The sequence below is a fragment of the Pseudoalteromonas lipolytica genome, assembly GCF_003515105.1.
Classification (GTDB): Bacteria; Pseudomonadota; Gammaproteobacteria; order Enterobacterales; family Alteromonadaceae; genus Pseudoalteromonas; species Pseudoalteromonas lipolytica.
In genome coordinates this window covers 3,154,713-3,179,604 of the sequence record NZ_CP032090.1, presented here as the reverse complement: position 1 = coordinate 3,179,604, position 24,892 = coordinate 3,154,713, and the positions used below count along the sequence as shown (strand labels likewise).

Annotated in this window: 28 protein-coding genes; 21 read left to right on the top strand and 7 right to left on the bottom strand. The window is 42.4% G+C overall.

Going from position 1 to position 24,892, the window contains the following annotated elements:
* The first annotated feature begins 224 nt into the window (after window positions 1–224).
* Window positions 225–1,409: a BaiN/RdsA family NAD(P)/FAD-dependent oxidoreductase gene (locus D0907_RS14335; RefSeq protein WP_118844653.1), complete on the top strand. Its 1,185-nt coding sequence runs from the start codon at window positions 225–227 to the stop codon at window positions 1,407–1,409.
* 143 nt (window positions 1,410–1,552) lie between these two features.
* On the opposite strand, the gene D0907_RS14330 is transcribed toward D0907_RS14335, so the two are convergent.
* The 5 genes from D0907_RS14330 to coaBC all read right to left on the bottom strand — a co-directional run bounded on the left by D0907_RS14330 (window position 1,553) and on the right by coaBC (window position 10,706).
* On the bottom strand, window positions 1,553–3,253 hold the full coding sequence (locus tag D0907_RS14330) for a sensor domain-containing diguanylate cyclase (RefSeq protein ID WP_118844652.1): 1,701 nt from the start codon (window positions 3,251–3,253) through the stop codon (window positions 1,553–1,555).
* A 178-nt stretch (window positions 3,254–3,431) separates the two neighbouring features.
* Window positions 3,432–5,645, bottom strand: coding sequence for a catalase/peroxidase HPI (katG, locus tag D0907_RS14325; RefSeq protein ID WP_036973125.1), 2,214 nt, complete (start codon window positions 5,643–5,645; stop codon window positions 3,432–3,434).
* Window positions 5,646–5,833: 188 nt separating this feature from the next.
* Window positions 5,834–8,596 carry an alpha/beta hydrolase family protein gene (locus D0907_RS14320; protein WP_118844651.1) on the bottom strand — a complete coding sequence of 921 codons (2,763 nt, stop codon included), beginning with the start codon at window positions 8,594–8,596 and terminating at the stop codon, window positions 5,834–5,836.
* Window positions 8,597–8,812: 216 nt separating this feature from the next.
* Window positions 8,813–9,400 carry a nucleoid occlusion factor SlmA gene (gene slmA, locus D0907_RS14315; protein WP_036973120.1) on the bottom strand — a complete coding sequence of 196 codons (588 nt, stop codon included), beginning with the start codon at window positions 9,398–9,400 and terminating at the stop codon, window positions 8,813–8,815.
* Window positions 9,401–9,512: 112 nt separating this feature from the next.
* The gene (gene coaBC / locus D0907_RS14310; RefSeq protein WP_065978320.1) at window positions 9,513–10,706 is read right to left on the bottom strand and encodes a bifunctional phosphopantothenoylcysteine decarboxylase/phosphopantothenate--cysteine ligase CoaBC; all 1,194 of its coding nucleotides are present in this window, start codon (window positions 10,704–10,706) and stop codon (window positions 9,513–9,515) included.
* Window positions 10,707–10,849: 143 nt separating this feature from the next.
* Here coaBC and radC point away from each other — a divergent pair, with 143 nt between their 5' ends.
* The 17 genes from radC (at window position 10,850) to alr (ending at window position 22,507) form a co-directional block, all read left to right on the top strand.
* Entirely contained in the window at window positions 10,850–11,524 is a 675-nt protein-coding gene (radC, locus tag D0907_RS14305; RefSeq protein WP_036973117.1) for a RadC family protein, read from the top strand.
* 274 nt (window positions 11,525–11,798) lie between these two features.
* Window positions 11,799–12,035 carry a 50S ribosomal protein L28 gene (gene rpmB / locus D0907_RS14300; protein WP_036973115.1) on the top strand — a complete coding sequence of 79 codons (237 nt, stop codon included), beginning with the start codon at window positions 11,799–11,801 and terminating at the stop codon, window positions 12,033–12,035.
* An 11-nt stretch (window positions 12,036–12,046) separates the two neighbouring features.
* A complete protein-coding gene (gene rpmG / locus D0907_RS14295) occupies window positions 12,047–12,202 on the top strand; it encodes a 50S ribosomal protein L33 (RefSeq protein ID WP_022946036.1) in 156 nt (51 codons plus the stop codon).
* Between the two features lie 244 nt (window positions 12,203–12,446).
* Window positions 12,447–12,788 carry a 30S ribosomal protein S6 gene (rpsF, locus tag D0907_RS14290; RefSeq protein WP_036973113.1) on the top strand — a complete coding sequence of 114 codons (342 nt, stop codon included), beginning with the start codon at window positions 12,447–12,449 and terminating at the stop codon, window positions 12,786–12,788.
* Between the two features lie 67 nt (window positions 12,789–12,855).
* Window positions 12,856–13,158 carry a primosomal replication protein N gene (gene priB, locus D0907_RS14285; protein ID WP_036973732.1) on the top strand — a complete coding sequence of 101 codons (303 nt, stop codon included), beginning with the start codon at window positions 12,856–12,858 and terminating at the stop codon, window positions 13,156–13,158.
* 12 nt (window positions 13,159–13,170) lie between these two features.
* A complete protein-coding gene (gene rpsR / locus D0907_RS14280) occupies window positions 13,171–13,398 on the top strand; it encodes a 30S ribosomal protein S18 (RefSeq protein ID WP_002962753.1) in 228 nt (75 codons plus the stop codon).
* A gap of 35 nt (window positions 13,399–13,433) precedes the next feature.
* Window positions 13,434–13,886: a 50S ribosomal protein L9 gene (gene rplI, locus D0907_RS14275; protein ID WP_036973111.1), complete on the top strand. Its 453-nt coding sequence runs from the start codon at window positions 13,434–13,436 to the stop codon at window positions 13,884–13,886.
* A 369-nt stretch (window positions 13,887–14,255) separates the two neighbouring features.
* A complete protein-coding gene (locus tag D0907_RS14270; RefSeq protein WP_118844650.1) occupies window positions 14,256–14,678 on the top strand; it encodes a type IV pilin protein in 423 nt (140 codons plus the stop codon).
* 5 nt (window positions 14,679–14,683) lie between these two features.
* Window positions 14,684–15,136, top strand: coding sequence for a GspH/FimT family pseudopilin (locus tag D0907_RS14265; protein ID WP_036973108.1), 453 nt, complete (start codon window positions 14,684–14,686; stop codon window positions 15,134–15,136).
* On the top strand, window positions 15,133–15,531 hold the full coding sequence (locus D0907_RS14260; RefSeq protein WP_118844649.1) for a type IV pilus modification PilV family protein: 399 nt from the start codon (window positions 15,133–15,135) through the stop codon (window positions 15,529–15,531). Before D0907_RS14265 ends, D0907_RS14260 begins: the two co-directional genes overlap by 4 nt.
* Complete coding sequence (locus tag D0907_RS14255; protein ID WP_118844648.1) at window positions 15,531–16,055, top strand: prepilin-type N-terminal cleavage/methylation domain-containing protein; 525 nt, start codon at window positions 15,531–15,533, stop codon at window positions 16,053–16,055. Before D0907_RS14260 ends, D0907_RS14255 begins: the two co-directional genes overlap by 1 nt.
* Entirely contained in the window at window positions 16,048–17,784 is a 1,737-nt protein-coding gene (locus D0907_RS14250) for a DUF7305 domain-containing protein (RefSeq protein ID WP_244223132.1), read from the top strand. The genes D0907_RS14255 and D0907_RS14250 overlap by 8 nt, the downstream gene beginning before the upstream one ends.
* Window positions 17,785–17,909: 125 nt before the next feature.
* The gene (locus tag D0907_RS14245; RefSeq protein WP_036973104.1) at window positions 17,910–18,461 is read left to right on the top strand and encodes an RNA polymerase sigma factor; all 552 of its coding nucleotides are present in this window, start codon (window positions 17,910–17,912) and stop codon (window positions 18,459–18,461) included.
* Window positions 18,448–18,936, top strand: coding sequence for a hypothetical protein (locus D0907_RS14240; RefSeq protein WP_083202712.1), 489 nt, complete (start codon window positions 18,448–18,450; stop codon window positions 18,934–18,936). Before D0907_RS14245 ends, D0907_RS14240 begins: the two co-directional genes overlap by 14 nt.
* An 11-nt stretch (window positions 18,937–18,947) precedes the next feature.
* Window positions 18,948–19,889 (top strand): DUF4097 family beta strand repeat-containing protein, encoded by a 942-nt coding sequence (locus D0907_RS14235; RefSeq protein ID WP_036973102.1) that lies wholly within the window; start codon window positions 18,948–18,950, stop codon window positions 19,887–19,889.
* Between the two features lie 159 nt (window positions 19,890–20,048).
* The gene (gene dnaB / locus D0907_RS14230; protein ID WP_036973100.1) at window positions 20,049–21,428 is read left to right on the top strand and encodes a replicative DNA helicase; all 1,380 of its coding nucleotides are present in this window, start codon (window positions 20,049–20,051) and stop codon (window positions 21,426–21,428) included.
* The gene (gene alr / locus D0907_RS14225) at window positions 21,428–22,507 is read left to right on the top strand and encodes an alanine racemase (RefSeq protein ID WP_074989353.1); all 1,080 of its coding nucleotides are present in this window, start codon (window positions 21,428–21,430) and stop codon (window positions 22,505–22,507) included. The genes dnaB and alr overlap by 1 nt, the downstream gene beginning before the upstream one ends.
* A 9-nt stretch (window positions 22,508–22,516) precedes the next feature.
* Here alr and D0907_RS14220 read toward each other — a convergent pair whose 3' ends face one another.
* Window positions 22,517–22,756 (bottom strand): DUF2960 domain-containing protein, encoded by a 240-nt coding sequence (locus tag D0907_RS14220; RefSeq protein ID WP_036973096.1) that lies wholly within the window; start codon window positions 22,754–22,756, stop codon window positions 22,517–22,519.
* 114 nt (window positions 22,757–22,870) lie between these two features.
* On the opposite strand from D0907_RS14220, the gene D0907_RS14215 reads away from it, so the two are divergent.
* Genes D0907_RS14215 through D0907_RS14205 form a run of 3 tightly spaced genes read left to right on the top strand, consistent with a single transcriptional unit; the run spans window position 22,871 to window position 24,582 of the window.
* Complete coding sequence (locus D0907_RS14215) at window positions 22,871–23,128, top strand: YkoF family thiamine/hydroxymethylpyrimidine-binding protein (RefSeq protein WP_036973093.1); 258 nt, start codon at window positions 22,871–22,873, stop codon at window positions 23,126–23,128.
* A gap of 23 nt (window positions 23,129–23,151) precedes the next feature.
* Window positions 23,152–23,775: a nicotinamide riboside transporter PnuC gene (gene pnuC, locus D0907_RS14210; protein WP_036973092.1), complete on the top strand. Its 624-nt coding sequence runs from the start codon at window positions 23,152–23,154 to the stop codon at window positions 23,773–23,775.
* Entirely contained in the window at window positions 23,776–24,582 is an 807-nt protein-coding gene (locus D0907_RS14205; RefSeq protein ID WP_065978322.1) for a phosphotransferase family protein, read from the top strand.
* Here D0907_RS14205 and D0907_RS14200 read toward each other — a convergent pair.
* Window positions 24,579–24,761 (bottom strand): hypothetical protein, encoded by a 183-nt coding sequence (locus D0907_RS14200; RefSeq protein ID WP_036973088.1) that lies wholly within the window; start codon window positions 24,759–24,761, stop codon window positions 24,579–24,581. The two genes, D0907_RS14205 and D0907_RS14200, sit on opposite strands and share 4 nt — an antisense overlap.
* Window positions 24,762–24,892 lie beyond the last annotated feature (131 nt).

The following is a 24,892-nucleotide window of genomic DNA, read 5'->3' as shown; positions in this document are numbered from 1 at the left end:
TGTTTGTCTCTATTTTAGTTATAAACAAGTGTATAGATGGCTAAATCTGACTTTTAACTGGGTTTTAAGGTGGTTTTCTCATTCTAAAGTTTTAATTTTTCTATTTAGAGTTTTTGCTTTATTTCGTTTTTTAGGTTTATCTTTTTTGTAAAAACACCTTTCTGTTAACACCGCGTATAAAATAACTTGTTATAATCAGCTAAATTTTTTAATGAGTATGAGTAATGACCCAAGTAGATGTAATTGTGATTGGCGCCGGTGCCGCAGGTTTAATGTGTGCAGCACAAGCAGGTTACCGAGGCCGAGCGGTTACAGTGCTTGATATGGGTAAAAAGCCGGGCCGTAAAATTTTAATCAGCGGTGGTGGGCGGTGTAACTTCACCAATGAAAATGCCAGCCCAGATAATTACTTATGTACAAACCCTCATTTCGTAAAGTCGTGTTTAAGTCGCTATACCCAACACGACTTTATTGAGTTGGTAGACCGCCATGGTTTGGCGTATCACCATAAAACACTGGGTCAATTATTTTGTGACAATAGCGCTCAAGATATTGTTGATATTTTATTGACTGAATGTGAGTGGGCGGGCGTGAACATAGCCTTGCGCAACGAAGTGCTTAGCGTCACAAAAACTGATGCAGGGTACGAGGTAATAACCGAGCAAGATACTTATCAATGTGAATCGCTGGTGGTTGCATCGGGTGGCTTAACAATGCCAAAACTGGGTGCATCGCCCATTGGCTACAAAATTGCTGAGCAATTTGGCTTAACGGTTTTACCCACAATGGCAGCGCTTGTGCCATTCACTTTGCACCAGCACGATAAAGACCGTTTTGATGGACTATCGGGGATCAGTATTCCGTGTGTGGTAACAAGTGAAGACGGTACACAATTTAAAGAAAACATACTCTTTACTCACCGAGGTTTGTCGGGACCTGCTATTTTACAAATTAGCTCGTTTTGGCGCGCAGGGCAGAGTGTGTATATTAATTTATTACCAGCGCTCGATTTAAAACAGCAGCTTGAAGAGTGGCGTCAAAGCCAAGGCCAAAAGTCGCTAAAAAATACCCTCGCGACGATATTGCCAAAGCGTTTTGTAGAGATGCTGCACGACACCAAAGCTATTCCTGATTGTAATGTTAATCAGCTAACCCACACGCAAATAGATGCGCTGCACGACTACATCCACAACTGGCAAATAAAACCTAACGGCACCGAAGGGTATCGCACAGCAGAGGTCACGCTAGGCGGTGTAGACACCGATGAGTTAAGCTCAAAAACCTTCGAAGCCAAAAAGTCACCCGGCCTTTACTTTATCGGCGAAGTTACCGACGTGACAGGCTGGTTAGGCGGCTACAACTTCCAATACGCTTGGAGCTGTGGCTTTGCAGCAGGGCAGTATTGTTGATAATAGACTCTAGTCGCTCGGCTTTGCGCCAATTCCGCTTTTGCTTATTAGTTGGGCTTAGTATGTGCGAAGTGCTTTAAACGTGCAGTTGTATAAAATGACCGACGGTGAATAACTTGTTCATTACCGTTATGTGAACTCGCTTACACCGCTACTTCAACACAGTTTCGGCCATTGTTTTTTGCTTTATAAAGGGCTTTGTCGGCAATTGATAGGGTTTCTTTTATTGTGGTTGAGGCATGGGCAACGCTGTGAACGCCTAGGCTTACGGTAAACTTTACGGCTTGAGCATCATTGCTTTTGATGCGGGTGTTTGCTGCTTTTTCGCGGATGCGCTCGGCCACGGATTTGGCGTCGTGTAGGCTGCAATGCAGTAAAAGTACAAATTCTTCACCGCCGTAGCGGCAGGCTATATCGTCTTTTCGTTGTTGTGTAGTGAGTATGTTTGCAAACTCAATAATAACTTTATCGCCAATATCATGGCCATAAGTGTCGTTAATGGCTTTAAAATGGTCGAGATCGGCGATGATCAGCGTTAACTCTTGATGATTGCTTGCCATTGCAGCAATGAGCTCTTCACTTTTTCTATCAAAGTAGCGTCGGTTATACAGGCCTGTCATTGGGTCGGTATCGACAAGGCGCGTTAATTCTTTTTGCTGTGCTTTGATTTTTTCGAGCGTTTTTATACGGTAAGACAATATAAACGCCATCATTAATGCTTCGAGTAAAATACCTATGCCGACGCCATGACTGTTTATCACGTTCGCGTCGGTGATGCCTTTGTAATAAAGCACGGCCAGCATATTGAATATAACGAACAGTGAATGGCCAAGTAAAAAATATTTGGCGAGTGGATCCCCTTTTCGCCACAGTGAAATAGAGACACCAAAGGTGACGGTCATCATCATTGCAGCAAGGGTGCTGGCTGGTTTTAGTGCGCCAACGACATCGAATAAACTGTAGATAAAGTCGCCAACTAGTAATACGAGAATGAGCGACAGGGCTATATGCTCTTTTGGGTAATGCTTTTTAGTTTCGAAAATTAGCATCACAAAAATTACTAAAAAGCTGGGCATACTGAGCAAACTAGAATTAAGTTGCAGTACTTCAGCACTAAAAATGCCAAAAAAGTTAGCAGCTACGCCATACGAAAGCGCCACCCATACCGTGCCCGATATTAAATACAGGGCGTAAACAATATTTTCTATTTTACGTGCCGATAAGTACAAGAAAAAATTATAGATCATCAGCGCTAGCATCATGCCAACCAGTAATGCAATGTAGTTGCCGTTGCCAACTAGGGCGCGTTTTGAATGCTCTTCATTATAAATATTTAGAGCAAACCATTGATGCGAAAAAGTAACGCTTTTTACATAAATAGTTTTTTGCTGCTGTGGGGCAATATAGAACGAAAACACAGCACTGCCGCCGAACATATTGGCTTTTGGACCCGATGTATCTAGTTGAATTTCAGATTGATTAATGAGTTGCCCATTGTGGGTTTCGTAAAATCCTACCTCTTCTAGATGGTAAGCATCGGGGTTGTGAATAAATAAACGTAAGGTATCGCTGTCGTTGTTTTTGACGGTTATTTTTGACCACGTTGTTTTGGCATTAGTGCCCAGAGTGAGCTCATTTTTACTGGCTGTGAATGTTTGATTTTGTATTTGCGATAGTGTCATTTTTCCTGTTTTATCAATAAAATAACTCATATCGAAATGTGTTAAGTTAACCTGTTCATTGTTAAGCGATATAACGGAGTCAACGGATGTGGTAGGGCTATTTTGTGCAAAGGCAAAGAAGGAGTGGCTGATAAAAAATAGCAATAATAAACGTGCGATCATCCTTGGTGCCTATGTCTAAATTGTTTAGTAATAAAGTGTTATTTTTAACGTAATTAGCTGCATTGTCGAGCACATTTTAAACTGAACATAAAAAAGCCGCTGTAAAAGCGGCTTAATGGGTTGCGAAAAATGAATACCAACGCGCAATAATACTGAATTAAGCGAGTTGGTATAGGTATTAACGTAGGTCGAATCTGTCTAGCGTCATTACTTTAGTCCATGCTGCAACGAAGTCGTCAACAAACTTTTGTTTAGCATCGTCAGATGCATACACTTCAGCAATAGAGCGTAGCTCTGAGTTAGACCCAAAGATTAAGTCTACCGGTGTTGCTGTCCACTTAAGCTTGCCTGACTGACGGTCACGGCCTTCGTAAACACCTTCTTCAGATGACTTAGACCACTTCGTTGACATATCGAGTAGGTTAACGAAGAAATCGTTGCTTAATGTGCCAGGTTTTTTCGTGAATACACCGTGTTGTGTTTGGTTAGTATTAGCGTTAAGGGCACGCATACCACCTAGTAGTGCTGTCATTTCTGGCACCGATAAGCTTAGTAAATCAGCACGCTCAACTAACATTTCAGCAGGTGATTTCCATGCTGAGCTGTAGTAGTTACGGAACGCGTCTGCCGTTGGCTCAAGTACTTCAAACGATTCAACGTCAGTCATTTCGAGTGATGCGTCCATACGACCTGGCTTGAATGGTACTGCAATAGAAAAACCTGCATCACTTGCTGCTTTTTCGATAGCAGCCGCGCCACCCAGAACAATCATATCTGCCAGTGAAATTTCTTTTCCACCTGCTGCATTTTTATTGAACTTAGTTTGGATTTTCTCAAGCTTGCTCAGTACATTTGCCACTTCTTTCGGGTTGTTTACTGGCCAATCTTTTTGTGGAGCAAAACGAATACGTGCCCCATTTGCACCACCACGCATGTCAGTATCGCGGTAGCTTGCTGCTGATGCCCACGCCACACGTACCAGTTCAGATACAGATAAACCCGAATCTAAAATGCTTGCTTTAAGTGACGCGATGTCTTTGCTATCAACTAGCTTGTGGTCAACTTCAGGAATGTAATCTTGCCAAATTAGCACTTCTTCTGGCACTAAGTCACCTAAGTAACGAGCGCGTGGGCCCATGTCACGGTGGTTTAGCTTGAACCATGCTTTAGCAAACGCTAGTTCGAACTCTTTCGGGTCGTTTAAGAAACGCTCTGAAATTTTACGAAACGCGGGATCTGCCTTTAACGCGATATCAGTTGTGAACATGATAGGCGCATGACGCTTACCTTTAATGTGCGCATCTGGCACTAGGTTAGACGCTTGACCATTTTCTGGGATCCATTGTGTTGCGCCTGCTGGGCTTTTTGTTTTAACCCACTCAAATGCAAATAAGTTTTGTAAGTAGTTGATTGACCATTGCGTTGGCGTCACGGTCCATGCACCTTCAAGACCTGAAGTAACAGTATCTTCTGAGTGACCTTTACCGCACTTGTTTTTCCAACCTAAACCTTGCTCTTCGATAGCGGCTGCGGCGGGTTCTTTGTCTAAACAAGTCGCTTTTTTCGCACCGTGTGCTTTACCAAAACTGTGACCACCTGCGATAAGTGCAACGATTTCTTCATCGTTCATTGCCATACGACCAAACGATAAGCGAATATCATCAGCCGCAAGAAGTGGGTCTGGGTTGCCATGTGGACCTTCTGGATTCACATAGATTAAACCCATTTCAACCGCTGCTAATGGACCTTTTAGTTTGCCTTTTTTGTCGCGGCGCTCGTCAGTTAACATTTTGCCTTCAGGGCCCCAGTAAACGTAATCTGGCTCCCAATCGTCTTCACGACCACCGGCATAGCCGAATGTTTTGAAACCCATTGATTCAAGTGCCACATTACCTGTTAGGGCCATTAAATCTGCCCATGAGATGCTGCGACCGTATTTTTGTTTAATAGGCCAAAGTAAGCGACGCGCTTTGTCTAAGTTGGCGTTATCTGGCCAGCTGTTTAGTGGGTCGAAACGTTGTTGACCACCGCCAGCGCCACCACGGCCATCGAATGTACGGTAAGTACCTGATGCGTGCCACGCCATACGAATGAAGAATGGACCATAGTGACCGTAGTCGGCAGGCCACCAGTCTTGAGAGTCAGTAAGCACTTTTTCAATATCGGCTTTCACTGCATTAAGGTCTAACTTTAAAAATTCTTTTTTGTAGTCAAAGTAAGGACCCATTGGGTTTGATTCAGCGCCGTGTGCGCGCAGTTGACTTAAGTCGAGTTGCTCTGGCCACCAAAATTGGTTTGATTTGATGTCGTTAGTGGCGTGTACATTTGTTGCGATGAGTAATGAAACAGCAACAGCGACTTTTGAAAATGCTGAGGTTGATTTTTTTAACATTGTGTTGTCTCCAGTTGGAAGTTGCGTGAAATATAGAGCTGTTCTGGTTAACTTTCCACTTACAAACTGGGGTTTAAATCGATTGATAAAATCGAAAAAATAGATGGAATGATTGATTTTATAGAACAAAGCCAGCAACAATGCTGGCTCTGGAAGGGGGGCAGATAAGCTGATATTCAGCTTATTGGTTACTCTTCAATAAAGGGCACGCCGTTTTTGATCCACTCAGCGGCGGGTTTACCTTTTAGATAATGGTCAAAGTACTCCATCATGCGAATTGAAAAATCCACTTGGTTAGGGAATTTCTTCAAGTGATGTGGCTCACCTTCATACTGTAAGAATGTAGCATCTTTACCTGCACGACGCAGTGCCAAATAGTACTGTACGCCTTCGTGCCAGGGTACGGCGTCATCTTTGTCACCAAACATAATTAAAATAGGTGTGTTTACTTTATCTGCAAAGAATACCGGTGAGTTCTCGATGTAAAGTTCAGGTGCTTCAAATAATGTTTTACCAATGCGGCTTTGCCCCGTTTCGTATTGGAACTGACGCGCAAGACCTGATTTTAAGCGAATACCGCTGTAAGCACTGGTCATGTTAGATACAGGTGCACCCGATACAACCGCCTTAAACATATCTGTTTGGGTGATCATAAAGGCGCTTTGGTAGCCTGCCCATGAGTGACCTTGTAAACCTATTTTATTAGGATCGGCAATGCCTAAATCAATCAGTTTTTGAGTCGCGTTGATCATGGTTTGGGTCGATGATTTACCTGGGTGACCAATTTCAAAGCGGATATCCGGTAAGAAAATGGCGTAACCATTCGAAGTAAACATAGGGAAGTTAGGGCGATGATTTAACTCCATTTTCGGGAAGTCATACATGCGCTGGCTCATATAGCGATAGAAGTACACAACGACGGGCACTTTGTCGCCTTTTTTGTAGCCTGCCGGCTTGATTAGAACACCTTGTAAGTCTTCACCATCAAAGCCTTTATAGCTAATAAGTTCAGGTTTTTCGCCCCAAGCAAAGTTGCTAATTTGCGGGTTTAGGTTCGTCACACGCTGTGGGTTTTTGAAGCTAAAATCTGCTTGGTAGTAATCAGGGAATTGTTGGTACGTTTGCGCAGTAAAGAGGTATTTGTCGGCATTTTTAGCTTTTTTCACCACATCATAGCGCTTTTTACCCGACAGTACTTTGCTTACTTTATTGCTTGTTAAGTCAAGCTTGGCAATTTCGGTTTGCTTATCTTGTAAGTTAGTTGCGCTTAGTAATAATGTGTCGTCTTTAGCAAAGCCAACGTGGTCTTTATCAAGTTTAATAACACGATATTGGGTATTTGTTTCTTTACCTTGCGTTAAGCGCGTTGCCTTTTGTGTTGCGACATCAAAAGCCCAAATATCAAATTTGCTGTAAACCAGTACTTGGCTGCTGTCGTTTAACCAGCCTGCAAAACCATAACCCGGTTGAGGTGATGGGTAGTCATGCTTATCATCGGCAAAAATAGCGTTAATTGCCTTAGATAACGTCGAAACTTTGTTGTTACCTAGGTCTTTTAGCTGAACGTGGCTGTCTTTAAAAAATGCCGCGTATTGACCATTTGGCGCAAGGCTGGGTCTAAAGGGGTAGTCACTGACGATAGGTGTTTGTTTACCTGTTTTAACGTCAACACTGAAGTAATCAGCAAAGAAACCACCATACATAACACGCTCTAAATACGGCAGGTCTGAGTAGCCTAAAAGCGCGTCACGATTAGTGTTAAGTGATACCTCGGGCATATTGGGTGTACTTAATTGTACAACCTGTTTACCGTTTACGTGGTAAACCGCTTGGTAGTGACGAAGTTTGTTAGCCTCATTCCACTGTTGTTCTTCACGAGGTTTAATTTCAACGTCTTTATTGTGCCAAACATTTAAGCCCTTATGGTCGCGAATTGTATCGAAATTATATAAAGAGGCTTCGTCTGTATACTCTTTGGCTTTTACTTTATCAGCCAGTTTTGGGTGATTCTCGAAATATAGACGCTTACCGTCTTCAGACCATGTGAGTGAGGCTGTTTTACCGATAGTCCAGCTGCTATCTGCAGAGTTAATGGTTGATAGAGCCCCGTTTTCTAAAAGCTGTAAGCTGTGGTCGCGACGTCTTGTATCATCGTTCACATAATTACCCACTAAAAGCGCTGCGGTATTGCTGTTAGGTTGCCATGCAATTTTGTTTGCAACCACACCTGGCTCATCAATTAATACACTGGTATTAAAACTATTTGTTAAGTCGACTAATACGATTTGGTTGTCGGCACCATCACTAAAGCTTTGGCTTGCTAATAATTGCTCGCCAGTGCTGCTAATCGCATAGCTAAATACATTATTTATAGTGTGAGTGGTTTTGTCTTGAAGGTTAACAAGCACTAAATCAAAGCGTTTATCTTTTTTGTCTGGCTTGATTTCGCTGCTGTTTTCGTCTTTTTCTTGGTCGTCTTTGGCCTCAGTTTTATCTGCTTTTTGATCAAGACGGTAAGCAAGCCATACGCCATCATCTGATAACGTATAATCTTTTACATCGTTAAACGTTTGTTGTTCACCGTCTTTAGTATTCACTAAAACTAGGTTGTTTTTTAGCTCATCTTTTTTCTTGGTGGTTTCTTTTTCAAGTAGGGTTGGTACTTGTGTAAACGCGACCCAGTTTGCTGCTTTATTAATAGTAGGGCGCGTACCGCGTTCAACGGTGCTTAGTAAGGCATTGTTATTAAGCGTGTATACTTGGCCTTGTGCATTGCCGCGATAAGGGTCTGCACTCAAGGTTAAGATACGACCATCTTCAGACAGTTGTGTGCCTTTTGCGTATTTAAAATCAAACACGTCTTTAAATTGCAGGGCTTCCTTAGCACTGACTTGTGTGCTGCCTAGGCTAGTCACCAAGGCTAAGCTCAAAAGTGATAATTGCGCTTTCATTTACCTTTCTCATTGTTTTTAAGTTTATGCCCCAGTGTAGCGTTTTTAATAAACAATTCGAGTAGATACGATAAGTTGCCAGTTTCCTAAGGTGGGTTAAAGTTATTAGTTACGTGAAACGCGCTACGAGAAATGAGCTACGAGGACTCGCTTATGGGGGACAATCAAAAGGTGGGGGATTAAGCGCGATATGACATCGCGCTTATAAAGCTTGTTTTACAACCAGATTTTTTGTAATTCTGGCCATTGCTTTTCAAATTGTGAGCTTGGCTTTGCTTTAAAGTCGCTACGCACGAATTGATTCATCTTACCTTCGACATAGGCAAGTAAGAAATTGGCTAACGTGGTTTCGTCTGATTGAAATGCTTTGCCTTCACGTAGTTTTCGCTCACGCAATACTTGCTTAAATTGTGTTTCAAGCTTTTCGAATAAGCCTTGCACTCGTTCGCGTAAACGCTCTTGCTCACCTTGCAGGGCATCGCCGGTTAATATGCGAGTAATTCCTGGGTTTTTCTCAGCAAAGGCTAATAATAACAGCAAGATATTATAAACACGGGTTTGGCTTTCTTTCTCATTTTCTAATATGAGGTTAATGCGTGATAACAGCGTATCTTCAATAAATTCTATTAGGCCTTCAAACATCCGTGCTTTACTCGGAAAATGACGATATAACGCAGCTTCAGACACGCCCACTTCAGCCGCTAATTTTGCGGTGGTGATACGTTGACCTGGGCTGGTTTCTAACATTTGTGCGAGTGCTTGCAGAATCTGCTCTTTGCGATTACTTCTTTTTGTCGCAGGCATGACCATTCCTTTCTTATAATTTATTACTTGTGCTCAGTAGAGTCAGACAAGCCATTTTTTGTGCAAATGAGGCGCTTATGTTAATGTTTTATTCAGCTTCTTTCCAGCATTTTTACACACGCTTGGCAAGCTCAGTCATTACGCTCATCGCGAGATCCTTTTTACTACCCATGGCTAAATCTAGCTGCTCATTATGCCAGAACAGTGTTAAAGCATTATGATCTGAATTAAAGCCAAGACCTTCTTTTGACACATCATTCGCGCAGATCATGTCGAGGTTTTTGTTTTTTAATTTACCTTGGGCGTAGCTAGCCACATCTTGCGTTTCTGCTGCAAAGCCAACAGTGTAAGGGCGGTTTTTACTAAGCCCAGCTACGTTTGCGATCACATCAGGGTTTTTGACTAAAGTGAGCGTGAGTTCGTCACCTTGTTTTTTCATTTTTTGATCTTGAATTGCGGCTGCGCGGTAATCGGCGACTGCAGCACACCCAATAAAAACATCAGACTGCACCGCAAGTTCCATCGACGCAGTTAAAAGTTGCTCTGCGCTTTCAATATTGGTGAGCTTTGCATTCGCGGGTGCTGTAATTGCGACGGGCCCTGAAATAAGGTTGACCTTAGCACCTAAAGCAAGCGCTGCTTCTGCAAGGGCATAACCCATTTTGCCTGAACTATGATTCGAAATATAACGCACAGGATCGAGGGCTTCACGCGTGGGGCCAGCGGTAATTGTGATTGTTTTACCTGCCAATAATGGCTCAATGTCTGGTTGCGTACACAGCGCCACTAGTTCATGAGGTTCTAACATTCTTCCGGCACCTACATCACCACAGGCTTGTTCACCTTTACCGGGTCCCCAAATTGCGACGCCGCGATCTTTGAGAGTTCTAAGGTTTGCTTGAGTCGCTGGGTGAGCATACATTTGTTGGTTCATTGCAGGAGCAACCGCTACTTTAGCAGGTGTGGCTAACAATAACGTAGTCAGTAAATCATCGGCAATGCCCATCGCCATTTTCGCTAAGATATTGCTGGTCGCGGGGGCGACTAAAATCAGGTCAGCCCATTTGGCAAATTCAATGTGTCCCATTGCTGCTTCGGCTGCAGGGTCAAGTAATGAATCAGAGACAATTTCTCCACTCACAGCTTGCATTGTCAGTGGTGTTATAAAATGTTTGGCTGAGTCGGTCATGACCACTTTAACGTCGCAGCCCGCATCTTTTAAACGACGAACAAGTTCTGCACATTTATAGGCTGCAATGCCACCACTCATACCTAACAGGATTTTTTTATTAACTGATTTTGTCATTACGTGAAATTTTACCTTTGTCGATATGGGCTAACGATAGCAAATCTTTGCCGATTGCATGAAGTTTTCTTTTTTAAAGACAGGAAAAAACTGGATTTTATATTACAGTTTAATGACCAAAGTAATGTTTTTAGGGACAAATGATGCCATTAACGGATTTACCATTGGCAGAGAGACCACGTGAGAAGCTGCTTTTACAGGGAGCTAAAGCGCTTTCAGATGCTGAGTTATTAGCGATATTTTTACGTACTGGCGTGCCGGGCATGAACGCGGTTGAGTTGGCTGAGCATCTATTGCGTATAAATAGTACATTGCACAACTTGTTTAATGCCACAGAACATGAGTTTTGTGCACAAAGGGGCCTAGGTGCTGCAAAGTATGTACAATTACAAGCCGTGTTAGAGCTTAGCCGGCGATACATGCTCGAGCAATGTCATAGAGAGGCTGTATTTAATTCGCCTCAGTCGGTGTACGACTACCTAACAATTAAACTACGGGGGTTACAGCAAGAAGTGTTTATGGTGCTGTACTTAGACAGCCAAAACCAGTTGATTAAAGATGAAGTGCTATTTTATGGCACAATTAATGCCGCATCTGTTTATCCTCGCGAAGTGGTTAAAGCCGCATTAAGAAATAATGCAGCGGCACTTATTTTGGCTCATAACCACCCAAGTGGTGTGGCAGAACCCAGTCAAGCCGATAAGTTCATAACGCAAAAATTACAGCAAGCGCTGTCGTTGGTTGACATAAATGTGCTGGATCACATCATTGTGGGCGGTAAAAATTGTGTTTCTTTTGCCGAGCGAGGGCTTATATAAGGCTGTATGCCCGAGAGAGTGTGTTAAAAATGAGCAGTTTAGGCTGTTTTTAGAAATTAGTTTAATTTAAATGCAGTTTTTACTTTCCCTAAGGGCTTTCGATCATTATAATTAGCCGCTATCAAATTTACACATGAGCTGATTGGATAAGATCTGTTACTTGATCTTTGCCTGTATAAGCTGTATAAAGAGCGCCCTTCGATTTATCCCGGGGCACAAATACATGGCCTAAGGGAAAATTAAGCTCGAGCGAAGTTATTGGAGATATATAGACATGTCTAAAGTATGTCAAGTTACAGGTAAGCGTCCAGCGGTTGGTAACCACCGTTCACACGCGAGAAACGCGACTAAACGTCGTTTCCTACCTAACCTACAAACTCACCGTTTTTGGGTTGAAAGTGAAAAACGTTTTGTAACATTACGCACTACGACTAAAGGTATGCGTATTATCGATAAAAAAGGCATCGACGCGGTTCTTACAGAAATCCGTGCTCGTGGCGAAAAAGTTTAAGGAACTGAATCATGCGCGATAAGATCCGTTTAGTTTCAACTGCTGGTACTGGTTTTTTCTACACTACCGACAAGAACAAGCGTAACATGCCTGAAAAAATGGAAATCAAAAAATACGATCCTAAAGCTCGTAAACACGTGATTTTCAAAGAAGCTAAAATCAAGTAATTTTAGTTTTTCAGAATCTCAAAAACCCAGCCTCGGCTGGGTTTTTTGTTTTATGCTTAACTACCTTAGAAAATTAGGCTATTGCAAATATTTATAAGATTGTAACTTGGCTTGCTGTTTTATCTTGCTTAATTATCAATCTAAGCGTAAAATGCGCGCTCATTTCGGCTTATTAAATTTAATTCCTTGCCTTAAACCGACTGGCCGAAACGGTAGAAGGCTCTATTAACCGTAAGGAATATCCATGCGTCATTACGAAATCGTATTCATGGTTCACCCTGATCAGAGTGAGCAAGTACCTGGTATGATCGAACGTTATACTGGTTCTATCACTGAAGCTGGTGGTACTATCCACCGTCTTGAAGACTGGGGCCGTCGTCAATTGGCTTACCCAATCGACAAGCTTCACAAAGCTCATTATGTTCTTATGAACGTTGAAGCACCTACTGAAGTAATCAGCGAGCTAGAAACTACTTTCCGCTACAACGATGCAGTGCTTCGTAACTTAGTTATGCGTACTAAAGACGCTGTAACTGAAGCATCTCCTCTTGCGAAAGAAGAGAAGAAAGAAGCACCAGCTGCTTAATCGTTTTGAGTCCAAGCATGGCGCTTGCAGTTGAGACACTAAGATGAGCCAACCGGTTAATCCTTTTATGAATCAGCTGACGTTATCTGGGGTTGTATGTAAAACCCCAAAATATAGTCAAAGCCCTGCTGGTATACCGCATTGTATTTTTGTTCTTGAACATAAATCGATGCAAGTTGAAGCAGACCTTAACCGTAATAGTTATGTCAGGCTTCAAGTTGTTGCCAGTGGCACGCCAATGCAACAACAGACTCAACAATTGCACGTTGGGCAACAAGTGCAAGTGACGGGTTTTTTAAACCGACACGAAGGCCGAAATGGTTTAAGCCAATTGGTCTTGCATGCTCAGCATATAGAAAGAATTTTTTGAGGAATTAAACTCATGGCACGTTATTTCAGACGTCGTAAGTTCTGCCGCTTTAAAGCGGAAGGCGTACAACAAATCGATTATAAAGATCTAGCTACTCTTAGAAACTATGTTACAGAAAGTGGCAAAATCGTACCTAGCCGTATCACAGGTACTAGCGCTAAATATCAGCGTCAGCTAGCAACTGCTATCAAGCGTGCTCGCTACTTAGCCCTTCTTCCATACACTGACTTACATAAGTAAGCAGCGGATTAACAGTTTTTAAAAGGTGTAGAGACATGCAAGTTATTCTACTAGACAAGATCGCAAACCTAGGTGGCCTAGGTGACCAGGTTGTAGTTAAATCTGGCTTCGCACGTAACTTCCTTTTCCCACAAGGTAAGGCAGTTCCTGCAACTAAAGCTAACATCGAAACTTTCGAAGCACGTCGTGCTGAGTTAGAAGCTAAGATCGCTGAAGATCTAGCTGCTGCTCAAGCTCGCGCTGACAAGTTAGAAGCATTAGCTGAAGTTACACTAGTTTCTAAAGCTGGTGACGAAGGCAAGTTATTCGGTTCTATCGGTACTCGCGACATCGCTGAAGCTATTTCAGCTGTTGGCGTTGAAGTTGCAAAATCAGAAGTTCGTTTACCTCTAGGTACTATCCGTGAGACTGGCGAATTTGACGTTGCAATCGCAGTACACTCAGACGTTACGGCTACTATCAAAGTAATCGTTATCGCTGAAGCTTAATAGCAATATTAAGTAGAAAAAAAGCCGTGCTTTATTAAGCGCGGCTTTTTTGTATCTAAATTTTACTTACTTACTTACTTACTTACTTACTTACTTACTTACTTACTTACTTACTTACTTACTTACTTACTTACTTACTTACTTACTTACTACTCTTTTTGCTTTGCTTCCCTGTCAATAGTTGTGCTATTTGCATTAATGTTTAATGGAATGGGGTTTTGTTTACCTATTTTAAACACAAACAGCCTTTTGTCTTAATTTTTTATTTTTAGTTAGTATAATCAGGCTAGTTAGTTAGAATTGGTTAAATTGACAGCGACAGCGCTGTCATTTATAGTGGTTTCATAAAAAAGTTGTAAGGAATGAAAGTTGAAGGAGACATTATCATCGGGAAAACACAGTGGTTTTACACTTGTTGAAATACTGATCGTTATCGCTATTTTAGGTATTTTATATAGCGTAGCGTTACCTGTTTATACCGAACAAATGCAACGCAGTCGCCGTGCCGACATACAACAAGAGTTATTGCAATATAGCGCGAGTCTTGAGCGTATTTATTCAAGAAATGGTGGTTACCCTAACGCATTTACGGCACAAAATACTGATTTTTATACTTTCACTTACACCCCTACAGATAAAGTCGCCGGTGCAATCAGTGACTTTAAAAACCGTGGTTATAGTTTAAAAGCATCACCAAAGTCTGGTTCGGCGCAAGCAAGTGATCGTTGTGGTGATCTCACTGTGAAACATGATGGCAGTTACACCGCCTCAGAGAATGATTGTTGGGAGTAGTTGAAGTGCGACGAAAGGCCGGATTTACACTGATAGAATTAATGGTCGTACTGGTTATTATTGGTATTATGGCTAGTCTTGCTTTCCCGTCATTTAGCCAGCAAATCTTGCAAGATCGCGTTGTAACGACCGCAAATCAACTAAATAGTGTCTATAAATATGCGCGCAGTGAAGCAGTAAAGCGTGAGCGACAAATTAACTTAGTCGTTAATAACAACCGCTGGCAGGTAACGCTAAATGAAGCGGGCGTGGCTACGGTTCTTAAAGAATTTAGTGTAACCAAATCTGGCATAACGGTTGATTTAGCAGCCTTGACCGTGAGTGCCAGTGGCGAGGTTAACCAGCAAGCGCAAATAGATATTAAAGACAATCACAGCAACACCACTGACTATGTAATGTGTGTACTAAAAAGTGGCCAAAACTGGTTAGTTGAAAGTTCAGAGCGAGGATGTGCATGATTAAGCAGCAAGGTTTTTCATTACTAGAAGTCATGATATCTGTGGTAATCGCCGGAATCGCTTTATTAGGGTTGGCTGCTGCCCAACTTAAATCGCTTCAGTATGCTACTAACAGTTTTCATTACACGGTGTCGCTTATTCAAGGTCAAAACAGCATAGAGCGACTTTGGCCGCATATTTGTGATATTCAAAAAACCAACCCCGGCTTATTTCAAGATGCGACCTTTAGAGCGAGTCTTTCTCCACAGGTTAGTGACTACGAAATAACTCTGCCTGCTGTATACAATAATGACATGCAAATTAATGTTAGTTGGGTCGATAAACGCATGACTGATAATGCTGAGAACCAGATCAGTTTGAATGCGAGTTTCCCTGATTTGTCGGCGGTGTGTTAATGATAAAACATACAAAAGGGTTTAGCTTAGTCGAGTTAATGGTGGCGCTGGCTGCGGGAGCATTTTTACTTGCTGGGATTAGTTTGTCTTACTCGGCGATTAAAGGCACGATTCAGGTGAGCAAAGAGCTCGAAAATGCACAAGAGGTGCTTCGTTACACGAGTAAAGTGTTTAATCGCAGCATTAAGCAAACTCAAATAACCCCGGTTATTAGTGCTGATAAAAGCATGATAACCATCACTCAGCCTGCTGGTGTCATTGCCTGTGATGGTCAAGTTACCGCAGTGCAAGTTACTGAAGTTTATAGCTTAAACGATAATAACTTAATGTGCTCACTGAATGGCGCAGCTGCGGAGCGTTTGTTAACTGGGGTCGAGAGCTTATCGTTTGATATCGCGGGTGAATTAGTGACGGTGAGTGTGAAACCAGAGCAATTACCTGGGCAATTCGGCAATGGTATAAATATCGATATTGCGCTCACAAACACAATCTTACTGAAGGCATATGGTGGTGGCAGTGTTTAATAAGCAACATGGTTTTACCTTAATTACAGTGCTGATTTTAACGAGCATGGCCAGTCTTGTGGTGCTGAGCTCACTGCGTGAAAATATTGTGCAAGAACGTTTGAGCGGTAATTTTCAGAAAAAGTTAAACAGCCGTTTGCTAGCCGAAAAAGGGGTGTTTGAGCAAGCTAAACTATTACAACAAACACTGAACCGTGAAGGCGTATTAGCGGTTGATGATTTAATTAATAAAACGAATTTAGCGTCTGGTACCGGCATTATTGCGAGTGATGCTACCTTTAGTGCAACCCTTACTAAAAACCCTGATGGCGAGCTTGAAATTGCCAGCCTAGGGCAGCGCTTTGAAGGCGATGCACAGAGTAATTTAGTCGCACGCTTTGGCATTCAAGGTGCCAAAGGCAGCTCGGTATTTACCAATGCGATGGTTGGCTGTAAAGGGGTTAATTTGTCGGGCAGTGGAAGTATCGACAGTTATGATTCAAGCCAAGGTACTTACGAAGAAACTAAATCGGACGACGGTGATGTATCAACTATTGCCGGTGACTCTGATGTTGTGCTTTCAGGGCACTCGCCAATTAGAGGTGATGTAAAAGCCAGTGGTGTAATTTACTTAAACGGGTCATCGCCCATTATAGGTAATATTCACTCTAATACGGGGGTGTATATTTCTCCAGGTAGTGGTCTGCGAGTCGATGGAAATGTGTATACTCGGGGCTACTATAAACACCGAGGTGGCCGCATTTCAGGTGTAGTAAGAGCAAATGGTGATGCCACAATGCAATGGTCTACTTACATTGATAATACTCAAGGTGAGACCCTCGATATCATGTATGGTGGTACTGGTGACTTTAAAGACACCTACAATAACCAGCAAGACGGCGTACATTACAGTAATAGTAAATTTAATATAAACCCGAATGTTGAACCCGTCACTGTGGCCGACCCCACGGCACCTGATTACGATCCGAGTAACCCTGATACCAACTGTGACCCTTTAATTTTGCCCGAAAAAATGACTGACATAATGGCTGGTATCACTGGGTATGATTCTATTTCGGTTGGGCCTACTCAACTATTTAAGTTTAATACTGAACAAGGGTTTCACAGCAATGGTGGCAGCCAAATTATTGTGCCGACCTTAGCTGATGTATTTTTGTTTGATAAGAAGATTCAAAATCAATCTAATGGGAGCCATTCTAAAGAGTATGTATTTGCTTTAGATGGTTTGAAAATGACCAGTGATGGCAAAATGGAAGTCTCAGGGGGCGATGTCATCTTATTGATAGATGGTGATTTTTCAATGGAAGGTGATACCACCCTGACGATCAAAAAAGACAGCAGTCTTACTGTATTATTAACGGGAAAAGTTAATATTGGTGCCGGTGCTAAAGTGATCACTGAACAAGAAGGATTAACGACCAGTGGGCATCCATCGCTGTCGTTTTACTCGTCATTTAACGGTGTGAATGGTGTGCAATTTAGTGGCGCTGCAAACTTGTATGCCGCAATTTATGCGCCGCTTACCACGGTAAAATTGTCGGGAAGTGGCGAGCTATTTGGCAGTGTTCGTGGTGCGGTGATCACCTCATCAGGCGGCAGTGGGGCGCACTATGATGCGGGTCTGCTTAAAGTACAAAATGGGGGGAAACCGTCAACCCCTGCACGGATTGTGTTTTTAGGCTGGAGCTACAAAACACCGCCACAGAGTGAACCGAGCCCCGCACAATAATGACCTAATTCGAGCAAGGTGATACTTGCTCGAAAAAATATTTAGTTTCATTTAAACCTTTTGAATCCCTCCTTACGTCTAATACACTAAATTCACAACAATAATCATAAAGGACAACATCCGGGATGTTGATAGATGCAGAGCAAGCGTTTGCACAGCAAAGTGAGCACACCTTGATTGAGCGCGTAAAAAGCGGCGATCAAGTTGCCTATGCAGCACTTTATGAGTTGCATGTGAAACGTGTTTACAGCCTTTGTTTGCGACTTATTGCAGATAAAGAGCACGCCGAAGATGCAACACAAGAAGTGTTTGTACAGTTGTGGCACAAAATCGCCAATTTTGATGGGCGCTCACAGTTTACGACCTGGTTACACAGCGTGACGAGTAATATTGCGATTAGCTATATTCGTAAACATAAAAACTGGTTACAGAAAGTCGTGAGCTTTGAGCAAAGTGGCATGGATGAACAAAGTGCAGCGGACTGTCAGGGTTTAAATGGCCTTGATAAATTAGTACTCAGGTTGCCCGAACGAGCGCGTATGGTGTTTGTACTCCATGCAATTGAAGGCTATCGCCATGAAGAAATAGCCAGCATGCTTGATATGGCCGTTGGTTCAAGTAAATCGCAGTTTCACCGTGCAAGGCAGTTATTAAAAGAGTGGTATGAAAATGAGTAAGCCAGATTTTGAACAGTTTTTAAATGACTCGCTTAATCAACCTAAGCAAGATATCGGCCCAGATAAAAACTTATGGCCGGGTATTGAGCGTGCAATTGCTCACCCTACAGAGCAACAAGCTGAACAGTCACGTTTTACGTGGAATAAGCTTGCAGCCGTTGCTGCATGCTGTGTTGCGGCACTGCTTAGCGTGCAATTGTTTGTTGCTCAGACCGAGCCGAATACGATGATAGCCATGAGTGATTATTTTACGAAGCAAAAACAGGGCTTGTTGGTGCAATATCAGAATCAACCTGCACTTACCGACAATTGGCAGCAGCAGCTTAAAGAATTAGAAGAAGCAGAGAGTGCCATTAAGCAAGCACTGGAAAATGAACCTGAAAATCCTGCGTTATTACAAATGCTGTCGCAGGTTTATCAGCAACAACTTGATTTAATTAATAAGGTGCATGCACCTAAGTGGCAAACGATTTAGGAGTGATAACCATGAAACTACTCGCATTAACATTAGGATTACTGCCACTGATGGCAATGGCAGGACAAACAATCAATGAACAGGTTGATATACCTGCGAATAAGCGCATTTTTATTGAAAACCAACGTGGTGATGTGCGTATTGAAGGGTGGGATAAACCGGTGTTAAAAATCGAAGGTGAATTAGATGATAAAGCCGACGGTTATCGTTTAGATGTGGAAGGAAGCCGCGTCGAGTTTATTGTCAAAATGCCACGTAACATAAGTGGCTGGAACAAAGGCGACGGTTCACGTTTAACGATTTATATGCCAAAAAGCAGTGAGCTCGAATTTGCTGGGGTGAATGTGACTGTCAGTGCCAAAGAGCTGGCAGCAGGCGCCGACATTGATACTGTGAACGGTGATATAACGGTGCAGGATATTAGCGGTAACATGAGTTTTGAAACGGTGAATGGTGATGTCAATGCGATTGACCTAAACGGTGACATTCGTTTTGAAACGGTGAATGGTGAAATTAATGATAAAAACTCACAAGGTACGCTGCGTTTTACAGCAGTAAATGGCGATATCAAGTCAAAAACCAAAGCCGAAGATGTGCGTCTTGAAAATGTAAACGGTAATATCGACTTTGCATTTGATGCAATTAAAAAACTACGTATCAATACGGTAAACGGCGAAGCCGAAGTGCATATTAATAAATTACTCACCGGTGCAAATGTGCGCTTTGAATCTGTCAGTGGAGATGCGGAGTTTTACTTCCCAGCTGACGTATCAGCCCAGTTTGAAATAGAAGCACATGCAAACGGCAAAATTGTTAATGAGTTAAGTGATGATAAAGCAATAAAAGCGAAGTATGGGCCATCGAGTGATCTTGAGTTTAGTGTCAATGGCGGGAACGCTGATATTGAAATGGATACCATTAGTGGTCGCATAGAACTGCGCAAACAAAAATAATCACTAAGGTGAGCGTCATTAATCTAAGCACTGAGTAATATGTCTAGTTACCAAGGTTTAGCTTAATTACAATAAAGCGGGAAGATTTCCCGCTTTTCTATTTGCACAGCCTTTGCAAGTCGATAGAATAGAGCCATTCAATTTAAGTTTTGTGAAGATATGGCTAAACCAGATAAGCAAGTCGATACGTTAAAAGTTCCTCCCCATTCAATTGAAGCTGAGCAATCTGTTTTAGGTGGTTTAATGCTTGATAATCAAGCGTTTGACCGTGTTGCTGAGTTGGTTGTCTCGCAGGATTTTTATACCCGCACACATAAGTTGATTTTTGAAGCGATGGTGAGTCTTGCAGAAGCAGGCGACCCGATTGATTTGATCACCATTTCTGAAAGCTTAGAAAAAAATAATCAGCTGAGCAATGTGGGTGGCTTTGCTTACCTTGCTGAAATCGCAAAAAATACTCCCAGTGCTGCCAACATCGACGCATACGCAAATATCGTTCGTGAACGTGCCGTTATTCGTGAAATGATTGGTGTTGCAAACGAAATCGCCGAAGCGGGCTTTAGTCCAGAAGGACGCACAAGCCATGATTTGCTCGATTTTGCAGAAAGTAAAGTATTCAAAATTGCCGAGCAACGTACTAAAAGTACCGAAGGTCCACAAAGCTTACATAGCATTCTAGAAAAAACGGTTGATAAGATTGAAGAGTTATATCAATCGCCACAAGATGGTGTAACGGGTGTAAGTACAGGGTATGCCGATCTAGATAAAATGACGGCGGGTATGCAGCCTTCAGATCTGATTATTGTTGCTGCACGTCCATCAATGGGTAAAACCACGTTTGCGATGAACTTAGCTGAACATGCGGCAATGACGCAAGACAAACCCGTGCTTATCTACTCACTAGAGATGCCGTCAGAACAAATTATGATGAGGATGCTTGCCTCACTCGGTCGTATTAACCAAACGAAAGTACGTACAGGCCAATTAGATGATGATGATTGGGCTCGCCTCTCTTCAACCATGGGCTTATTGATGGAAAAAGGGAAGATGTATGTTGACGATGCATCGGGCCTTACACCGACCGATGTACGTTCGCGTGCACGCCGTATCGCACGTGATCATGGCGGTATTAGTATGATCATGGTCGACTACTTGCAGCTAATGCGCGTTCCGAGCTTATCTGATAACCGTACCTTAGAGATTGCCGAAATCTCGCGTTCATTAAAAGCCCTTGCCAAAGAGCTACAATGCCCTGTAATTGCCCTGTCGCAGCTTAACCGTACGCTAGAGCAACGTGCTGATAAACGCCCAATCAACTCTGACTTACGTGAATCAGGCTCAATCGAGCAGGATGCCGACTTAATCATGTTTATTTATCGTGATGAAGTGTATAACGAAGACAGTGCCGAGAAAGGGGTCGCTGAAATCATAATCGGTAAGCAACGTAATGGTCCTATCGGTAAAGTGCGTCTTACGTTCCAAGGTCAATTCTCACGTTTTGATAACTACGCGGGCCCAGCTATGGATGACGAATATTAATGCGCTTAGCCATCGCCGAAATTAATCTAAAAGCACTGGCTAATAACTTAGCGCAAGTGAAGCACTTTGCGCCTAATTGCAAGGTGATGGCGGTGTTAAAGGCCAATGCATATGGCCACGGTTTGGTTAAAATTGCCCAGCACCTAAGTGCCGCTGATGCATTTGCAGTGGCACGTATTGATGAAGCATTAGCGCTGCGGGCGGGAGGTTTAACAAAACCAATCGTTTTACTTGAAGGCTTTTTTCATCAAGACGATTTACCTATTTTGCTCGCGAATAACTTTCAGACCATTATTCATGATGAAAATCAGTTGGCTGCACTTGAAAGTGCCACGTTGGATGCACCGATAGCATGTTGGTTAAAAATTAATACAGGGATGCACCGTTTAGGGATTGCACCATCACAATTTGAATCGTTTTATCATCGTTTAAAAGCAAGTGACAATGCACGTGATGATATTAAATTAATGACGCATTTTTCGTGTGCTGATGATGTAAACGATGAGAAAACCACCCAGCAAATAGCGTTATTTGATTCATTAACGGATGGCAAAGCTCAGCAGCACTGTTTAGCAAACTCAGCGGGTATTTTAGCATGGCCGCATGGGCATGGTGATTGGGTTCGCCCAGGGTTAATGCTTTATGGTGTCTCGCCGATGCTAAATGGCGTGGGTAAAGAACACGGTTTAGCGCCAGTGATGCGTTTAACAACACGCGTTATTGCGATTCGCGATGTTGATGCGCATCAGTGTGTTGGTTACGGAGGCCGTTGGTGCAGTGATAAGCCAACCAAGCTTGCGGTTGTCGCGATGGGATATGGTGATGGCTATCCTCGCCATGCACGACAAGGCACACCGGTGATCATTAAATCACAACGCTATGGTATTGTCGGCACTGTCGCGATGGATATGATAACAGTTGATATTGGCGATAATGGCGACAATATTCAAGTGGGTGACGAAGTAATCATGTGGGGCCCAGAGCTGCCTGTCGAAGAAATAGCGCAGTGTGCTAGTACCATACCTTACGAGCTACTGTGTAATATTACTCCGCGAGTCAGCTATGAGTATCAAGAGTAACGAAGCACGTTACTCTTTAATAAAATAGATGTCGCTAAAACCCATTTTTGCAAACTCTTGGTCACGAAAATTACGCACTGCCGCAGAGCCTTTTGAGGTCATTTCTATTTGTTGTTCCATCTTTAAATAATTGCTTAAGTCAATTCCCTCAGCTGCCGCAATGGCGTGGTACATGTCGCGGTACTTGTCTTTAGAAAAGTTGATTTCGCGAGGTTGGTTTTTAAATGTGTATGTAATGCGGCGTGCCATAATGACTCCTCTTAATTTATAGGGCTGATTTTACACTAAATACGAGCCTTAGCCATGACTTGTCGCTATAAGCGGGTTACAATGCGACACTGTTAAAAAACTCGGTAGCTTAAAATGAAACTTTCTGTAGAGATTAGTAAATACCCACTTCATCAAGATTACATTCCATTTATTAAAGGCTTTATTGACCGCGTAAACAGCTATGATGGCCTTAAAGTGATTACTAATACGCTATCTACACAGATTTTTGGTGATTACGACTTAGTCATGTCTGTACTTAACACTGAAATTAAGCGCTCTTATGAAGAGTTTGGTAAAGCAATTTTTGTTTGTAAATTTTTACACGGTGATTTGTCGCCAAGCGATGATTAAGTAATCGATAACGACGGCGTGATATGGAATTTTTAACCGAAACTTTCTCTGGCTTTACGGCAATGTCGCACTGGGAATATATTGCAGTGGCGTTGTCGATGGCGTACTTGTTGCTCGCGATTAAAGAGAGCTTATGGTGTTGGCCTGCCGCGTTTGCAAGCACCTTTATTTACACCGTAATGTACTGGAATGGCGCACTATTAATGGAGTCGCTGCTTAACTTATACTACATGTACATGGCTGTGTATGGGTGGGTAATTTGGCGACGAGGTTTAAACCATAAAGACCGGTTGCCGATTGTTTCGTGGTCATTAAAAAAGCATGTCGTGATCTTATTTACTACCTCATTAGCCTCGGTGGTGATTGGTTTCATCATGACCAATTACACGCATGCAGATTTTGCATATTTAGACAGCTTTACCACCTGTTTTGCTGTGGTTACAACCTACCTTGTCGCCAAAAAAGTTCTTGAAAATTGGCTATACTGGATTGTTATAGATGCGGCTTCCATGTATTTGTACTTTGAAAAAGGGTATTACCCGACCTTGGTGCTGTTTGTGTTTTATACCATTATGGCAGCGTGGGGGTTTAAAACCTGGTATGAAGAGTATGAGCAACATCAAGCTAAGCCATTAGCTCAACTTTAAATGAAAACAGAACAACAAATAAACGCGCTATTTTCGCGTTTTGATCCCGCGTTAACGATTACGTCAATCAGTCCATTGGTTGAAGGGTTAAGTAACGATAATTACTTAGTAAAAACAGCGACCAATAGCTATTTGGTAAAACATTATCGCGACCATTGGCCTGCACTAGGCTTGGCTGCTCAAACACATTTTGCTAAACAAAGTTGCTGCCCAGCGCCTCTTTGGCTAGAACAAGCCACAGACACGGCTATTTTCGATTATGTTGAAGGTCGTATTGCCAGCGGCGATTTTTGTGACAGTTTACTGCCAGATTTAGTCAATCTGCACCTGTATCCCTTGCTCACAGAGCCAATGGACATCGCTTATGAAATTAATTGTTATCAACACACCACTCGCTACCAACAGCATCTTACATTAATAGAAGAGTCACTCGCTTATATTGCTAATGCACCAAAAGATATGGGCTTTTGCCATAATGATTTGGTTAAAGAAAATATCATTGTGAATAATAGCGGTATGTTTTTAATTGACTTCGAATATGCCAAAAGTAATGATGTTTATTTTGATTTGGCAGCCTTAGTAGTCAGTTTTCAGCTGAATACTGAACAACAGCAAGCTTTGCTTGAACAATACCGAACACTTGTATCAGCCCACCACGAATTTACCCTTTCGCTCAACAAGCTGGCGGCATTTCAGGGGCTATTTTTATTATTGTGTATTTGTTGGTACGAGCAAAGAGGGGCAATGGATAAAGTGGCGCCACTGCTTGTGCAGCTTCACCACTTCATTAAACAGCAAAAACGCTAAAGGCCACCAATTCGCTCGGCAAGCTCTTTGTATTTTTTTACATCATCGTGTTCGAACAAAGGCTCACCTTTGTCATCTTGTGATTTCGAGATCAGTAAATGTTCGCGAGCAAGTCGTTTCACGCGTTCTACTTTTACACCTAAAAATTCTGCAACTTGCTCTGTTGACATTAAACTCATGATCAAATTCCCACCTTGTTATTAATTTTATAAGTATACGTTAATACCGTGGTTCTGCCTTAATGTGAAGTGTTTTAATGAAAATTGCTGAATTTATAAGCATGTAAAGTGTTCAATGCTAGCATTTATAG

Bases quoted from the DNA above. Each gene is read 5' to 3' on its own strand.
- D0907_RS14335 (WP_118844653.1), top strand. From the start codon at position 225: ATGACCCAAGTAGATGTAATTGTGATTGGCGCCGGTGCCGCAGGTTTA.
- D0907_RS14330 (WP_118844652.1), bottom strand. From the start codon at position 3,253: ATGATCGCACGTTTATTATTGCTATTTTTTATCAGCCACTCCTTCTTT.
- katG (WP_036973125.1), bottom strand. From the start codon at position 5,645: ATGTTAAAAAAATCAACCTCAGCATTTTCAAAAGTCGCTGTTGCTGTT.
- D0907_RS14320 (WP_118844651.1), bottom strand. From the start codon at position 8,596: ATGAAAGCGCAATTATCACTTTTGAGCTTAGCCTTGGTGACTAGCCTA.
- slmA (WP_036973120.1), bottom strand. From the start codon at position 9,400: ATGCCTGCGACAAAAAGAAGTAATCGCAAAGAGCAGATTCTGCAAGCA.
- coaBC (WP_065978320.1), bottom strand. From the start codon at position 10,706: ATGACAAAATCAGTTAATAAAAAAATCCTGTTAGGTATGAGTGGTGGC.
- radC (WP_036973117.1), top strand. From the start codon at position 10,850: ATGCCATTAACGGATTTACCATTGGCAGAGAGACCACGTGAGAAGCTG.
- rpmB (WP_036973115.1), top strand. From the start codon at position 11,799: ATGTCTAAAGTATGTCAAGTTACAGGTAAGCGTCCAGCGGTTGGTAAC.
- rpmG (WP_022946036.1), top strand. From the start codon at position 12,047: ATGCGCGATAAGATCCGTTTAGTTTCAACTGCTGGTACTGGTTTTTTC.
- rpsF (WP_036973113.1), top strand. From the start codon at position 12,447: ATGCGTCATTACGAAATCGTATTCATGGTTCACCCTGATCAGAGTGAG.
- priB (WP_036973732.1), top strand. From the start codon at position 12,856: ATGAATCAGCTGACGTTATCTGGGGTTGTATGTAAAACCCCAAAATAT.
- rpsR (WP_002962753.1), top strand. From the start codon at position 13,171: ATGGCACGTTATTTCAGACGTCGTAAGTTCTGCCGCTTTAAAGCGGAA.
- rplI (WP_036973111.1), top strand. From the start codon at position 13,434: ATGCAAGTTATTCTACTAGACAAGATCGCAAACCTAGGTGGCCTAGGT.
- D0907_RS14260 (WP_118844649.1), top strand. From the start codon at position 15,133: ATGATTAAGCAGCAAGGTTTTTCATTACTAGAAGTCATGATATCTGTG.
- D0907_RS14255 (WP_118844648.1), top strand. From the start codon at position 15,531: ATGATAAAACATACAAAAGGGTTTAGCTTAGTCGAGTTAATGGTGGCG.
- D0907_RS14245 (WP_036973104.1), top strand. From the start codon at position 17,910: ATGTTGATAGATGCAGAGCAAGCGTTTGCACAGCAAAGTGAGCACACC.
- D0907_RS14240 (WP_083202712.1), top strand. From the start codon at position 18,448: ATGAAAATGAGTAAGCCAGATTTTGAACAGTTTTTAAATGACTCGCTT.
- D0907_RS14235 (WP_036973102.1), top strand. From the start codon at position 18,948: ATGAAACTACTCGCATTAACATTAGGATTACTGCCACTGATGGCAATG.
- dnaB (WP_036973100.1), top strand. From the start codon at position 20,049: ATGGCTAAACCAGATAAGCAAGTCGATACGTTAAAAGTTCCTCCCCAT.
- alr (WP_074989353.1), top strand. From the start codon at position 21,428: ATGCGCTTAGCCATCGCCGAAATTAATCTAAAAGCACTGGCTAATAAC.
- D0907_RS14220 (WP_036973096.1), bottom strand. From the start codon at position 22,756: ATGGCACGCCGCATTACATACACATTTAAAAACCAACCTCGCGAAATC.
- D0907_RS14215 (WP_036973093.1), top strand. From the start codon at position 22,871: ATGAAACTTTCTGTAGAGATTAGTAAATACCCACTTCATCAAGATTAC.
- pnuC (WP_036973092.1), top strand. From the start codon at position 23,152: ATGGAATTTTTAACCGAAACTTTCTCTGGCTTTACGGCAATGTCGCAC.
- D0907_RS14205 (WP_065978322.1), top strand. From the start codon at position 23,776: ATGAAAACAGAACAACAAATAAACGCGCTATTTTCGCGTTTTGATCCC.
- D0907_RS14200 (WP_036973088.1), bottom strand. From the start codon at position 24,761: ATGAGTTTAATGTCAACAGAGCAAGTTGCAGAATTTTTAGGTGTAAAA.